Source organism: Mycobacterium conspicuum (assembly GCF_010730195.1).
Classification (GTDB): domain Bacteria; phylum Actinomycetota; class Actinomycetes; order Mycobacteriales; family Mycobacteriaceae; genus Mycobacterium; species Mycobacterium conspicuum.
This window is the reverse complement of record NZ_AP022613.1, coordinates 1397531-1411686: the sequence shown is the minus strand read 5'-3', so window position 1 is coordinate 1411686 and position 14156 is coordinate 1397531. Positions and strand designations below refer to the sequence as shown.

At 68.6% G+C, this 14156-nt stretch carries 11 protein-coding genes; 5 read left to right on the top strand and 6 right to left on the bottom strand.

The window, feature by feature from the left end; genetic code table 11:
- Position 1: 1 nt before the first annotated feature.
- From G6N66_RS06785 to G6N66_RS06770, 4 genes are all read right to left on the bottom strand, one after another.
- Positions 2 to 499, bottom strand: a complete 498-nt coding sequence (locus G6N66_RS06785; protein ID WP_085232270.1) for a 2-isopropylmalate synthase — start codon at positions 497 to 499, stop codon at positions 2 to 4.
- Positions 500 to 932: 433 nt separating this feature from the next.
- Positions 933 to 1904: a sensor histidine kinase gene (locus tag G6N66_RS06780; protein ID WP_085232271.1), complete on the bottom strand. Its 972-nt coding sequence runs from the start codon at positions 1902 to 1904 to the stop codon at positions 933 to 935.
- Between the two features lie 144 nt (positions 1905 to 2048).
- On the bottom strand, positions 2049 to 3476 hold the full coding sequence (locus G6N66_RS06775) for a FadR/GntR family transcriptional regulator (RefSeq protein WP_372515889.1): 1428 nt from the start codon (positions 3474 to 3476) through the stop codon (positions 2049 to 2051).
- A complete protein-coding gene (locus G6N66_RS06770; RefSeq protein ID WP_085232432.1) occupies positions 3473 to 4666 on the bottom strand; it encodes a thiolase family protein in 1194 nt (397 codons plus the stop codon). The genes G6N66_RS06775 and G6N66_RS06770 overlap by 4 nt, the downstream gene beginning before the upstream one ends.
- 68 nt (positions 4667 to 4734) lie before the next feature.
- Here G6N66_RS06770 and G6N66_RS06765 point away from each other — a divergent pair, with 68 nt between their 5' ends.
- A complete protein-coding gene (locus G6N66_RS06765; RefSeq protein ID WP_085232273.1) occupies positions 4735 to 5088 on the top strand; it encodes a Zn-ribbon domain-containing OB-fold protein in 354 nt (117 codons plus the stop codon).
- Here G6N66_RS06765 and G6N66_RS06760 read toward each other — a convergent pair.
- A complete protein-coding gene (locus tag G6N66_RS06760) occupies positions 5085 to 7250 on the bottom strand; it encodes an acyl-CoA dehydrogenase (RefSeq protein ID WP_085232274.1) in 2166 nt (721 codons plus the stop codon). The genes G6N66_RS06765 and G6N66_RS06760 overlap by 4 nt on opposite strands.
- A 103-nt stretch (positions 7251 to 7353) precedes the next feature.
- Positions 7354 to 8112 (bottom strand): SDR family NAD(P)-dependent oxidoreductase, encoded by a 759-nt coding sequence (locus G6N66_RS06755; protein WP_085232433.1) that lies wholly within the window; start codon positions 8110 to 8112, stop codon positions 7354 to 7356.
- A gap of 132 nt (positions 8113 to 8244) precedes the next feature.
- Here G6N66_RS06755 and G6N66_RS06750 point away from each other — a divergent pair, with 132 nt between their 5' ends.
- The 4 genes from G6N66_RS06750 (at position 8245) to G6N66_RS06735 (ending at position 14153) form a co-directional block, all read left to right on the top strand.
- On the top strand, positions 8245 to 9792 hold the full coding sequence (locus tag G6N66_RS06750) for an ATP-dependent DNA ligase (protein WP_085232275.1): 1548 nt from the start codon (positions 8245 to 8247) through the stop codon (positions 9790 to 9792).
- A gap of 23 nt (positions 9793 to 9815) precedes the next feature.
- The gene (locus G6N66_RS06745) at positions 9816 to 12044 is read left to right on the top strand and encodes a carbon starvation CstA family protein (protein WP_085232276.1); all 2229 of its coding nucleotides are present in this window, start codon (positions 9816 to 9818) and stop codon (positions 12042 to 12044) included.
- A gap of 150 nt (positions 12045 to 12194) precedes the next feature.
- On the top strand, positions 12195 to 12467 hold the full coding sequence (locus G6N66_RS06740) for a hypothetical protein (RefSeq protein WP_139825134.1): 273 nt from the start codon (positions 12195 to 12197) through the stop codon (positions 12465 to 12467).
- A gap of 162 nt (positions 12468 to 12629) precedes the next feature.
- Positions 12630 to 14153 (top strand): Hsp70 family protein, encoded by a 1524-nt coding sequence (locus tag G6N66_RS06735; RefSeq protein ID WP_085232278.1) that lies wholly within the window; start codon positions 12630 to 12632, stop codon positions 14151 to 14153.
- The last annotated feature ends 3 nt before the right edge of the window (positions 14154 to 14156 follow it).

Genomic DNA, 14156 nt, shown 5'->3' with positions numbered 1-14156 from the left:
CTCAGGCCAACAGCCGATTTGCGCACGCGATGATCGCGCGCAAAGCCGACTGCGTCGGATCGCCCGCCCAGCCCATCGCCCATTCGGCACGGATCCCGTCGCTGCCGCGGACGAAGGTGGCGGTGTGTTCGCCGGATCGCATCTGGTGGAAGTTCAACATCTCCACCGTGATTCCACGCTCGTGCAGCATCGCGGTCAGGGCGGCGACGGGGCCGCTGGCCGCGGCGGTCGACGTGCTGATGTGGTCGCCGACGGCGATCACGGCCTGAAAGTTGCGCGCCTGCGGGCCGATCCGCGTAGCGGGTCGCTCGGTGTCGGTGCAAGACCAGTGCCCAAGCCGCAACGGTCCGGCGCTATGCCCGTAGGCCGCGACGAAGCTCTCCCAGGACATGCTCTCGGCCTGCTCCCGCAGACCACGCGGCAGCGATGCACCGAAGTGGTCGCCGAACCAGGCATTGGCCACGCACGGGCGTGGCGTGTGGTGGGAAAGAGTTGTCATGTGCCGGTCTTCTCTGGTCAGAGGGCGACCGACGGTAGTAGCTTCCGACCCACAGCGGGGGGTCGGTCTGGATCAGACCCCGCTGCGGGTGCTGGCTACTACTGCAAGAAGACGCACGAGCGCGACACTAGACGCCGCACGCCGACGATGCAAATTCATTAACGCCCCAAGGCCGTTGAGGGGCAACCGATCTACCGTGGCTAGACTGGCCCGGCAGAATTGAACGCAGAATTGAGCGCAGAACCACGCTTACGCAGACGAAAGGCGCCACCGATGAGGGGATCGAAGAGCATGACGAGGACGCTGGCAGTTCGAACCGTGGCCGCGGCGCTGATCGCGGGGTCCGCAATACTGGCCGTGGGCTGCACATCGGAACTTCCCGCACCAACTCAGCCGGCGCCCGGAACACCGCAGCAGCGGTAGGTCGGGAGCCTCACCCAGCTGGCCGCGGCGCCGGATCCATCCGCAGGTACGCCTGGATGGTGGTCCCGGTCGTCGTGGTGTGGGTGCGGACCAGGTCGGTCATCGCGTTGACCAGGAACAGTCCGCGGCTGGCGGTGCCGCTGCCGCCCGGGGGGCGGCGGCCGGCCAGCGGGTCGTCGAAGCGTCCGGTGTCGCGGGCCTCACAGACCAGATGCTGCTTGTCCCGCCAAAAGGCCAGCTGGCAGCCGCCCTCGGTGTACATCAGGCTGTTGGTGGCCAATTCGGTCGCGATCAGTTGCAGATCTTCGGTGCCGTCCTGCGACAGTCCAACCCAACTGGCGTAGTCGACGGCGAGCGACCGCGCCGGACGCAGATCCGCCGTCTCGCGGACGGTGTAGGTGACCGCGCCGGGGTTTAGCGGCAACGGTTTGTTGCACCGTGCCAGCGCCTCGTGCGGCGCGTAGTCCGCGCTGGGATGCAGAGCTCCGCACGCCCACAGCAGTGGGTGGGTCGCACGGGCGCTCGCCAGGACGTCGTCGTCGAGGCGACTGGCGTCGTAGAGACACAAACACAGCGCCCGGTGGTGTGCGAGTGCTTCGTTGACCAACGCTTCGTCCTCGGTGCAGGAGAGCAGCTCGTCGTCGGTGCGGCCCGGCCACACGAGCTCGCTGACGATGCGCACTCGCTGATCGCGGTATTGCTCGGCGAATTCGCTTTTCATCGCCAGAAATCGGCTCGGGTTGCGCGCGATCTCGGTGATGTCGGCGGTGTGCAATCCGGCTGGTATTCCGTCGTATTCGCGCCGTAGCTCGTCGCGCAGCAACGCCAAGTTGTCGCCGGGCACCGCGATCAGCGCCGGCTCGGCGGCCGACAAGCCGTCCAGCACGAAGCGCAGCACGAAGTCCACGTACTCCCCGCTGGATCGATAGAGCAGGGCGGAATGTACGAAGCCTTGATGCTCGGCGTCCGTGCGCGTCGTCATATAGGCGCTCCCGCTGTGTGTCACTGGGCCAACCCTTCGCTGGACCGGCTGTCGGTCTCTTTTTCAGTACCCCGGACGGCCCTTCGCTATGCGTGGCTGCTAAGAGCTGGCTACGACACGCCGACCCCGATCCGTCATCGCCCCTCAGAGCCATCGGGACGCCGCGGCGTCCAGATGACGCCGAAGCCGGTAGCGGGCCAGGCTGTCGTCGCCGTCCCCGATCGCCTGGAGAATCCGCAGGTGAGCGCGCTCGACGGCGACGACGTCGCTGGGCGTCGGCAAGCGCTGTCCGGTGCTGGACCAATGCCGGCGGAACAGCTCGACGATGATCCGCAGGAACAGGTCCAGCAGAGCGTTGCCCGCGAGCTGGGCAAGACCGATATGAAATCGTGACTCTTCGACGGCGACGTTGCGCGCATCGTCGGCCGCGTTCAGCAGCGCCGCCATCTCGGGTTCGACTCGCCCCTCGACGACCTTGGCGACGACCCTGGTCACACTGTCGATCTCGATGGCCTCGCGGACGCAGCGTAGATCTTCGCGGCTCGGCTGGCGGTACTGCAGGTACAGCGCGATGGTGTCGATGCTGGCCTGCGGCTCGGGCTTGGTGACGATCAGCCCGCCGCCGGGGCCGCGGCGCATGTGCGCGACGGCATGAAATTCGAGCAGCCGCACGGCCTCACGCAACACCGAGCGGCTCACCCGATAACGTTCGAGCAGGGCGGTTTCGGTGCCGAACACCGAACCGACCGGCCAGCCGCTGGCGGCGATGTCGGCGCCGATGGTGGCCGCCAGCACTTCGGCGAGCTTGCCGCGCGGCGCCTCCAGATTCGGCCGCGTCCGTCGGCGCGGCGCCTTATCGCCGCGCTGATGCTGCTGCAACCACGCCGTGACCGCTTTCACATGCTGCTCGCTGAGTGTCTTGGCCCGCGCGGCATCGCCCGCGGTGACCGCGGCGACGATTTCGGAGTGGTCGGTGTGCATCCGGTCGACCAGCTCGACGGCTTCCCCAGCGGACCCTGTCCGCGACCTGCGGGCGTAGCGCGCGGTCAGGCGCATCAACACATCGATAAACAGCTGCAGGACAGGGTTTTTCGACTGCTGGGCCAGCGCGATGTGGAATTCGTCACGGGGCGCGTCCAGGCCGGGCCGCCACTGTTGTTCGGCGCGCAACACGCCTCGCAGTCGCTCGATTCCGGCCTCGTCGATCCGTTCGGCGGCGAGTGCGGCGGCCAGCGGTTCGAGTACCAGGCGCGCATTGAGCAGGTCGCCGAGCGTGGTGCCCAGGTACTCCAGATAGATGACGACGGCGCGCGTCGCCGGGCCGGCGTCCGGCTCGCAGATGAGCAGCCCGCCCTTGGGCCCGCGGCGCATCCGGGCCACCTGGTGGTGCTCGACGAGCCGAACAGCCTCCCGCAACACCGATCGACTCACCTCGTAGTGTTGCTGCAGCTCTTGCTCGGATCCCAGCGACTCTCCAACAGTCCAGCCGCGACGCACGATGTCCGCCTCGATCTGGCGGGCGATCTTCGATGCTCGTTTGTCCGCCGGGCCGGCATCGCCGTTCATCCTCAGCAGGTGAGCAGCATGCAACCCGCGACGGGACCACCGCCCACGGAGACGACACCGACCTCGGGGCGCTGCGTGACCTGCCGCTCCCCCGCCTCGCCGCGCAACTGCAGACACCCTTCGTGCAGCGCCCAGTAGCCGTGCATGCGGCCGGCGGAGAGCTGACCGCCGTAGGTGTTGAGCGGCAGCTTCCCGTCGCGGGCGATCCGCGCGCCGCCCTCGACGAACGGGCCGGCTTCGCCGTCGCCGCAGATTCCCAGCGCCTCGAGCCACGCCAGGGTGAGATAGGTGAAGCCGTCGTACAACTCCGCGAGCTTGACGTCGGCGGGCGTCAACTCGGTGCGCGACCACATCTGGGCCGTCGCATCCGACATGGCCATCTTGGGGTAGTCGTCGCGGTGGAACCAGCCGCCGGCACCGTCGGACCCGCCGATCGCCTCGACCGCCACCGCGCGGTGCGGGCAGTCACGCGCGTACTCCGCTTGCGACACCACCACCGCGATCGAGCCGTCGATGGGGACGTCGCAGTCCAGCAGCCCGAACGGTGTGGAGACCGGGCGCGCGCTCAGATAGTCGGCCATCGTCATCGGTTCGCGGTAGACCGCACGGGGATTCAATGCCGCGTTGCGCCTGCCGTTCAACGCGATCCAGCCCAGCTGTTCTTTGGTGGTTCCATACAGCTCCATGTGCCGGCGGCAGTTCAGCGCCAGCCAGTTGGCAGCCGAATAGGCTTGGGCCGCCACAAGATCGTTGACGTCATCCATCGCGCCGACGGCTGGCTTCGGCGCCCCCTCGGGGGTCTCGAACATGCGCGCCAGCGGCGGGGCGGGCGCATTTTCGTCCTGCTTGACCGGGACCGTGCCACCGAGCATCTGGATGGTCCGGTAGATCACCACGTGGCGGGCGCGTCGCTCGGAGACCGCGCGGCACGCCGACATCACCGGGCTCAGTAGGCCGCCGGTGCCGAAGCCGCTTCCGCAGTCCGCAGCCTCGATACGCAGCGCGGCGTTGACCTCACCGGGCGGCGTGTCACCGAGGGTGGCGATGCCGTCGATGTCGGCGGCGGCCAGGCCCGCATCATCGATGGCGGATCGAACCGCCTCCATGGTCAGGTCGAAGCCCGGAATGCCGGTGCGGCGGCCGATTCGCGAGATTCCGATGCCGGAGATGATCGCGTCTTTTTCGAAGTAGCTCATCTGCACCTAACCCGTGAGACCGAAACCCGCCGCCTACGCCAAACCGAATAGAGTGTACTGTATTGGCCGTGTCGGCAGAGTCGGTGTCCCAGCTGCTAATCGAACACTGCGACGCGTGCGCACGCTGGGTGCATCCGCCCGCCGGCGAGTGCCGCGACTGCGGCGGACCGTTGGTGGCACGCCCGGTGTCCGGTGAGGGCACGGTGTTCACCTATACGGTCAACCACCACGCCTTCAACCCGGAGATCCCGACTCCGTATGTGATCGCCATCGTCGAGCTCGCCGAACAGCGCGGGTTGCGCGTCGCTGCCAATATCGTTGGCTGCAAACCGGATTCGGTGACGGTGGGGATGCGGGTCGCCGCGCAAGCCGAACGCGGCGCCGGCGGCGCGCCGCTGTTTGCGCCGGCCTCGAGGCGCTAGTTGATCAGCGGGTCGCGCGGCATGCCGAGGATTCGCTCGGCGATCTGGTTGCGGGTCACCTCCGAGGTGCCGCCCGCGATCGTCATGCCGCGTGCGCCCATGATCAGTCGACCGGCCAGCGCCCCGGGTCCGTCGAGTAGGGCAACCTCGGGTCCCTGCAGCGCCGCCATGATCGCGGCGCCCTCCACCATGTGCTCGGCCAGCTTGAGTTTGGTGACGTTGCCCTCCGGCCCCGGGCCGGCGCCCTCGACGCTGCGCGCGACGCGGCGCAGGTTGAGCAGCCGCAGCGCGGTCTCCTCGGCCAAGTAGTAGCCCAGCCGAATTGGGGCGCCCGCCAAGCGATCCGCGTGCTGTTGGGCCGCTTTCACCATTTCCGCCGCCAGGCCCTCGTAGAACGAACCGCTGCCGCCGATGCTGACCCGCTCGTTGCCCAGCGTCGCGCGCGCGACCGTCCACCCGGAGTTGGGCGCCCCGACGACGTCTTCGTCGGGAACGAACAGGTCGTTGAAGAACACCTCGTTGAAGTCGCTGCCCCCGGTCATCTGCCGCAGCGGGCGCACCTCGACCTCGGGCGCCTTCATGTCGACGATCACCGTGGTGATGCCGGCGTGCTTGGGCGCATCGGGGTCGGTGCGCACGGTGGCCAGCCCGCGCGCGCAGTAGTGCGCCCCGCTGGTCCACACCTTCTGTCCGTTGATCTTCCAGCCGCCGTCCACCCTGGTGGCCCGGGTCCGGATGGACGCCGCGTCCGAGCCCGCCTCGGGTTCGGAGAACAGCTGGCACCAGATCTCGTCTTTGCGCAACGCCTTCTCGACGAATCTCTCAATCTGCCAAGGGGTTCCGTGCTGGATCAGGGTCAGGATCACCCATGAGGTGATGCCGTAGTCGGGGCGCTTGATGCCGGCCGCGCGGAACTCCTCCTCGATGACCAACTGTTCGACCGCGTCGGCGGCGCGGCCCCACGGTTTGGGCCAGTGCGGCATCACGTAGCCGGTCTCGATCAGCTTGTCGCGTTGGGCCTGCTTGTCGAGGGCGGCCAATTCGGCGGCGTCGGCGCGGATTTGGGTGCGCAGCTCCTCGGCCTCGGGCGGCAGGTCCAGGCTGTTTTCCCGGACCGCCCCGGCGGCGGTGCGGTCGAAGACATCGCGGGCCGGCCCGTCGCCGCCGAGCAGTGCGGCGGTGACGATCGCCCGGCGCAGATGCAGGTGAGCGTCGTGTTCCCAGGTGTAGCCGATGCCTCCGTGCACCTGAACGTTGAGTTCGGCGTTGCGGGCGTAGGCCGGGAAGGCCAGCGCGGCCGCCACCGCGGCGATCAGCCGGAACTGCTCCTCGTCCTCGGAGGCCGCCCGCGAGGCATCCCACACCGCGGCGATCCCCGACTCGGAGGCGACCACCATGTTCGCGCAATGATGTTTCACCGCTTGGAAAGTCGCGATGGTGCGGCCGAATTGCTGGCGCACCTTGGCGTACTCGACGGCGGACTCGACGCAGTCGGCGGCCCCGCCCACGGCCTCGGCGGCCAGCAAGGTGCGCGCGCGGGCCAGCGCCGATTCGCGCGCCCCGCGCAGGATGTCGTCCTCGGACACGGTCACGTTCTGCAGCCGGACCCGGCCGGAGCGCCTGGTCGGATCGAAGTTCTCCGGCACTTCGACCGAGACGCCGGCGCGATCGCGCTCGAGCATCAGCACGTCGTCGCCCGCGGCGATCAGCAGCAGCTCGGCCAGCCCGGCGCCCAAGACCACCCCGGCCTCGCCGTCGGCCCGCCCGTCCTGAACCCGCACCGCGCCGTCCAGACCGATTGCGGCAGTGACCGTTCCGTCGATCAGCCCCGGCAACAGCCGGGCCTGCTGCCCGGCGCCGCCCTCCTTGGCGATTACCGACGACGCGATCACCGTCGGCACGAACGGGCCGGGCGCCACGGCCCGGCCCAGTTCCTCGACCACCACCACGAGCTCGGGCAGCCCATAGCCGGACCCGCCGTGCGCCTCGTCGATGTGCAGGCCAAGCCAACCCAGTTCGACGATGCCTCCCCAGAAGGGCGGGCGCGCCTCCTCGGGTGCATCGAGCAGCGACCGCGCCGCCGCGCGCGCCTTCTGCGAGGTCAGGAATGCGCGCGCGACCTCAGCGAGCTCGCGGTGGTCGTCGGTCAGTGCGATACCCATCTGGGCCCTCCTCGCGCGGCTTTGCGGCCCGCACCGTTCGCCGGGGCCGCCGAGAAAGAGTGTACTGAATCCGGGCGGGCCCGAGCCCGCCCGGTCCGGGCGGCTACTTGGGCGCGAACCGCTGCCCGGCGTCCAGTCGCAGGCACTGGCCGTTGAGCATCGGGTTGTCTACGATCGCCGCCACCAGCTTGGCGTATTCCTCGGGACGGCCGAGCCGCTTGGGGAAGGCGGCGTCCTTGGTCAACGCCGAGGCGAACTCGTCGGGAATGCCCTTGGTCAGCCCGGTGGCGAACAGGCTCGGCGCGATGGCCAGCACCCGGATGCCCAGGGATCCCAAGTCACGGGCCATGGTCAGGCACATGCCGGCGATGCCCGCCTTGGCGGCGGTGTAGGCGACCTGCCCGATCTGACCTTCGAACGCCGCGATCGACGCGGTGTTGATGATCACGCCGCGCTCCTCGTCCTCGGGCTCGTTCTTGCTCATGTGCGCGGCGGCCAGCCGGCTGATGTTGAAGGTGGCGATCAGGTTGAGGTCGATCACGGACTGGAAGGACTCCAGGTCGTGCGGGCCGGTCTTGGTCATGGTCCGCTTGGCGATGCCGCCGCCGGCGGTGGTGATGACGACATGCAGCCCGCCCAGGTCGTCGACCGCGGCCTGCAGGGTCTCCTCGGTGCCGGTGAAGTCGGTGACGTCGACCGGGTAGAACTTGCCCTTGATACCGTCGGCGACCTCTTTGCCGTCGGAGCCCTCGCGGTCGAGCACCGCGACCTGCGCGCCGCGCTCGTGCAGTAGCTCGGCGCTGGCCCGCCCCATTCCCGAAGCACCGCCGATGACGACGACCTTCTTCCCGCTGATCTCCATCCGGACCTCCATTTTTGCTTGTCAGAATTCGCGATATTTGTAACGTTGCCTAGGTACGCTAGCGTGTCGGCTTCGCGGCCTTGTCCCAGGCCTTGACCCAGGCCTTGTCCGAGTGCCATGCCAAGCTGAATCGTGCTCCTTGTCGACGTCGCAAGCACCTCGCTTAATGTGGGCGGCACTTCGTCGCGGCTCTCCAAGGTCGCCCACATCGCCGAGCTGCTGCGACGGGCTTCGCTTGAGCCGGAGTCCGGCCCGCAACTCATCGCGATCCTCGTGTCGTGGCTCTCCGGCGAACTGCCGCAACGCCAGATCGGCGTGGGCTGGGCGGCGCTGCGGTCCCGGCCCGCGGCGGCCGTGTCTGGGCAGCCGACGCTGACCGTCGCCGCGGTCGACGCGATCTTCTCCGAGATCGGCGCCGTGTCGGGCAAGGGGTCGCAGGCCCGCCGCGCCGAACTGGTCGCGGGCTTGTTCGCCGGCGCGACCGACACCGAACAGACCTTCCTGCTGCGGCTGCTGGGCGGCGAGCTGCGCCAGGGCGCGCTGGCCGGGATCATGACCGACGCCGTCGCCAAGGCCGCCGGAATTCCGGCCGCGGCGGTGCAGCGCGCCGCGATGCTGGGCGGGGATCTGCCGGCGGTCGCGGCGGCGGCGCTGTCCGGTGGCGCCGCTGCACTGGACGCGTTCACGCTGCGGGTCGGCCGTCCGGTTGGCCCGATGCTGGCGCAGACCGCCACCAGCGTGACCGATGCGCTCGAACGGCACGGTGGCGCAACGATTTTCGAGGCAAAGCTGGACGGCGCGCGCGTGCAGATCCACCGGTCCGCGGACGAGGTCACGGTCTACACGCGCAGCCTCGACGACGTGACGGCCCGGCTGCCCGAGGTGGTGGCGGCGACGCTGGCGCTGCCGGTCACCGAGCTCGTCGCCGACGGGGAGGCGATCGCGCTGCGGCCGGACAATCGCCCGCACCGCTTTCAGGTCACCGCCTCACGCTTCGGTCGTTCGGTCGACGTGACCGCAGCGGTTGCGGCACAACCACTTTCGGTGTTCTTCTTCGACATCCTGCACCGCGACGGCGTCGACCTGCTCGACGCGCCGACCACCGAGCGGTTGGCCGCGCTGGATGCGTTGGTGCCGCCGGCGCAGCGGGTGGACCGATTGACCACGTCCGACCCCGCACAGGCCGAGGCCTTCCTGGCGGCGACGCTGGCCGCCGGTCACGAAGGCGTGATGGCCAAGTCGCCGGACGCGCCGTATCAGGCGGGCCGGCGCGGCGCCGGCTGGCTGAAGGTCAAGCCGGTGCACACGCTTGACCTGGTGGTGCTCGCCGTGGAGTGGGGGTCGGGGCGGCGGCGCGGCAAGCTGTCCAACATTCATCTGGGCGCGCGTGACCCCGTCTCGGGCGAATTCGTCATGGTGGGAAAGACTTTCAAGGGCATGACCGACGCCATGCTGGACTGGCAGACCTCCCGGTTCACCGAGCTGGCCACCGGCCCCACCGACGACTACGTGGTGCGCGTGCGCCCCGAGCAGGTCGTCGAGATCGCATTGGACGGGGTGCAGAAATCCACTCGCTACCCCGGCGGGCTGGCACTGCGGTTCGCGCGGGTGGTCCGCTACCGCGACGACAAGAGCCCGGCCGAGGCCGACACCGTCGACGCCGTGCGCGCGCTGTACTGACGCGCCCGTCGTAGGGTTTCACCGTGACCGTGGACGACGACAAGAGTGTCAGCTTTATCCGCACCGACGACGACCTGCCGCCCGTGGCGATCATCGATCGCTCCCCCATCACCGTGCGGCACAAGGTCATCTTCGGCATCATCGCCGTCATCGGGGCGATCGCCTGGGCGGTCATCGCGTTCGTCCGCGGCGAGACCGTGAACGCGGTGTGGTTGGTGGTGGCGGCGGTCTGCACGTACGTCATCGGCTTCCGGTTCTATGCGCGATTGATCGAGATGAAAATCGTTCGCCCGCGCGACGACCATGCGACGCCCGCCGAAATCCTCGACAACGGCACGGACTTCGTGCCGACCGACCGGCGCGTGGTGTTCGGCCACCATTTCGCCGCGATCGCCGGGGCCGGACCGCTCATCGGTCCGGTGCTGGCCACCCAGATGGGCTATCTGCCCTGCAGCATCTGGATCATCGTCGGCGCGGTGTTGGCCGGGGCCGTCCAGGACTACTTGGTGTTGTGGATATCGACCCGGCGCCGGGGCCGTTCCCTGGGCCAGATGGCCCGCGACGAGTTGGGTGCCGTCGGCGGAGCCGCGGCCCTCATCGGGGCCTTCATCATCATGGTGATCATCATCGCGGTGCTGGCGCTGGTGGTGGTGCGGGCGCTGGCCCAGAGCCCGTGGGGCGTGTTCTCTATCGCGATGACCATCCCCATCGCGCTGTTCATGGGCTGCTACCTACGCTTCCTGCGCCCCGGGCGGGTGGTGGAAGTCTCCCTGATCGGCATCACGCTGCTGTTGGTCGCCGTCGCGTCCGGCGACTGGGTCGCCGAAACACATTGGGGCGCAGCCTGGTTGAACCTGTCACCGGAAACGGTGTCCTGGTCGATCATCATTTACGGCTTTGTGGCATCGGTGCTGCCGGTGTGGCTGCTGCTCGCATCGCGCGATTACCTCTCGACGTTCATGAAGGTCGGCGCCGTCGCGTTGCTGGCGGTCGGCATCTGCATCGCGCACCCGATCCTGCGGGCGCCGGCGATCTCTGGGTTCGCCACCCGCGGTGACGGACCGGTGTTCGCCGGATCGCTATTTCCCTTTCTGTTCATCACCATCGCCTGCGGCGCGCTGTCCGGATTTCACGCCCTGATCTCGTCGGGCACGACGCCCAAAATGCTGGAGAAGGAAAGCCAGATGCGGATGATCGGCTACGGCGGCATGATCACCGAGTCCTTCGTCGCGGTGATGGCGTTGATCGCCGCTTCGCTCATCGATCAGCACGTGTATTTCGCCCTCAACGCCCCGGCCGCGCAGACGGGTGGCACCGCGGCGAGCGCGGCGCACTATGTCAATGGCCTTCGCCTGCCGGGGGTTCCCGCCACCGCCGACCAGATCAACCAGGCCGCCAGCGGCATCGGCGAGAAGTCGATCGTGTCGCGCACCGGCGGAGCACCGACGCTGGCATTCGGCATGTCCGAGGTGCTGCATCGGGTGTTCGGCGGCGCCGGCCTCAAGGCATTTTGGTACCACTTCGCGATCATGTTCGAGGCGCTGTTCATCTTGACCGCCGTCGACGCCGGCACCCGGGTCGCGCGTTTCATGCTCTCCGACGCTTTGGGCAACCTGGGCGGGCCGCTCGCCAAGCTGCAAAATCCCAGCTGGCGCCCGGGTGCATGGGCCTGCAGCCTGGTCGTTGTTGCCGCGTGGGGCAGCATCCTGCTGATGGGCGTGACCGATCCGCTCGGGGGCATCAACACGCTGTTTCCGCTGTTCGGGATCGCCAACCAGCTGCTCGCGGCGATCGCGCTGACCGTCATCACCGTGATCGTCGTCAAGAAGCGCCTGCTGAAGTGGGCGTGGATTCCGGGGGTTCCGCTGCTCTGGGATCTCGTCGTCACCCTGACGGCGTCGTGGCAGAAGGTGTTTTCCGCGGATCCGGCCGTCGGCTACTGGAAGCAGCATGCCAATTACGTGGCGGCCAAGCACGCGGGCAAGACGACGTTCGGCGCGGCGAAGAACGCCCATCAGCTCGACGAGGTCATCAGGAACACCTTCATCCAGGGCACCCTGTCCATCCTCTTCGCGCTGGTGGTCATCATCGTGGTCATCGTCGGAGCGGCCGTGGCGCTCAGGGCAATTCGCGGTGGCGGCAGGCCGTTGAGCGAAGACGACCCGGTGCCGTCGAAAAGGTTCGCGCCGTCGGGCCTGATCGCCACCGCCGCAGAGCGCGAGGTGCAAAGCGCGTGGGACGCGTTGTGTTGATTCCTGCGTGTTGATTCCTGCGTGGTGATACCGACCTAGCCGGCCGCGCCGCCTCACGCCAAGACAGGTAGTCGACTACGCATCCCAAGGCGTGTTCGTCGACCTTACGGTGACTGCACACACCGGCCGCTCGTGCAGGAGGTACCCGAAATGTCGGTTTCACCAGCGGTACTCGCCAACACCGCCGAGCCCGCCGAACAGCCCGCGGTGGTGATCACCCCGCAGCAGGTGCTGTTGGGCACGGCCGCCGCGGCGGGCGTGCGCCGCGCGCACCCCGGCGGCCGGCTCGTCGCCGCCGTCCGACGCATGTTTGCCACCTCGACCGCATCGTCTCGGGCCCCACGCCCGCGGCCGCGGTACCAGCCGAAGCGCTACGCCTACCTCGAGAACGCCGCCATGGCACGCGCGATGGAGCGATTGTGAACGCCGTCATCTCGCTCGGCTGCGCCGTGGTGATGTGCATGTTCGCGGCGGGCACGTACAACCTGCAATGGTGGCTGGAGCAGAGCGACTACGAACGCCATTTCGAGGACTGACCCGCGTGGCCCTGCCTAACGGCCGCGCACCACCTTAGACTTCGGTGGAATGAGAGTCGGCATCGACTTTGGCACCACTCACACGGCCGTCGCGGTTGTCGACCGCGGTAACTACCCGGTCGTCGCCTTCGACGGCAGCGATACCTGGCCTTCGCTGATCGCCGCCGACTCGGCCGGGCGGCTGCGCTTCGGGATCGACGCCGCCGCCGTGCGCCACGAGCCGGGCTGGTCGGTGCTGCGGTCGGTCAAGCGCCTGCTCAACCAGGCCGGTCCGCGGACCGAGGTCACCCTGGCCGGGCGCAGCTACCGGCTGGCCGACCTGCTCACCGGCCTGCTGGCTCGGCTGAAAGAGGATCTGCAGAATCGCTCGAACGCCGGGCTCGCGCCGGGCGAAACCGTCGAGGCCGCGATCAGCGTGCCGGCCAACGCGTCGAGCGCCCAGCGTCTGCTGACGCTGGATGCCTTCGTGGCGGCGGGTTTTCATGTCGTCGCCCTGCTGAACGAACCGTCGGCGGCGGGCCTCGAGTACGCCCATCGGTACCGCTCCACGATCACCGCCAAACGCGAGTACGTGCTCATCTATGACCTGGGCGGCGGCACGTTCGACGCCTCGCTGCTGAGGATGACCGGGCAGGTGAATGAGGTGGTCATCAGCGAGGGCATCCAACGCCTGGGCGGCGACGACTTCGACGAGGCGATCACCCAACTCGTCCTGGCCCGCTCGAAGCTGGCGGTGGATTGCGCCGCACGCGATCTGCTGCGGGAGGAGTGCGGCGCGCGCAAGGAATCCGTCGGGCCGCAGACGCGCCGCTTTTTGGTGGACCTCACGGCCATCGACGGCGCGGAGCGGGCCCCGTTCTCCTGTCCCATCGATGACGTCTATTCGGTGTGCTCGCCGCTGGTCGACCAGACCACCGAGCTTCTCGAGCGCGTCCTTCGCGACCCGACGCGAGACCAGGACGTCGCGTGGTCGGAGGTGGCCGGCATCTACGTGGTGGGCGGGGCGGGCGGCTTCCCGCTGGTCCCCCGGATGCTGCGCACCACGTTCGGCGAGCGGCGGGTGAAGCGCTCGCCACACCCGTTCGCCGCCACCGCCATCGGCCTCGCCGTCTTCCTCGACACCTCGTCCGGTTTCGAACTGTCCGAACGCTTTTCGCGCCACTTCGGCGTGTTCCGCGAGGCGCAAGCCGGCGACGACGTGGTCTTCGATCTGATCGTGCCCAAGGACGCGTCACTGCCGCCCGACGGGCGCTCGCCGCTGGTCATCAGCCGCACCTATCGCGCGGCGCACAACATTGGACATTTTCGGTTTGTGGAGTGCAGCCGGCTGGTCGACGGTCGTCCCGACGGCGACGTGGTGCCCTATGATCCGGTCCTGTTCCCGTTCGACCCGGCGCTGCACGACCGGGAGGATCTGGGGCGCCAGCCGGTCGGGCGCTGGAGCGACGGACCGGAGGTCGAGGAGCGCTACGTCGTCGCCCCCAGCGGCGCGGTGGAAGTGACCCTGACCACGCGGCCGGCCGGCTACCAGCGCACCTTCCGGCTGGAACGACGCGTCTCTGCGGGCGTGTGACAC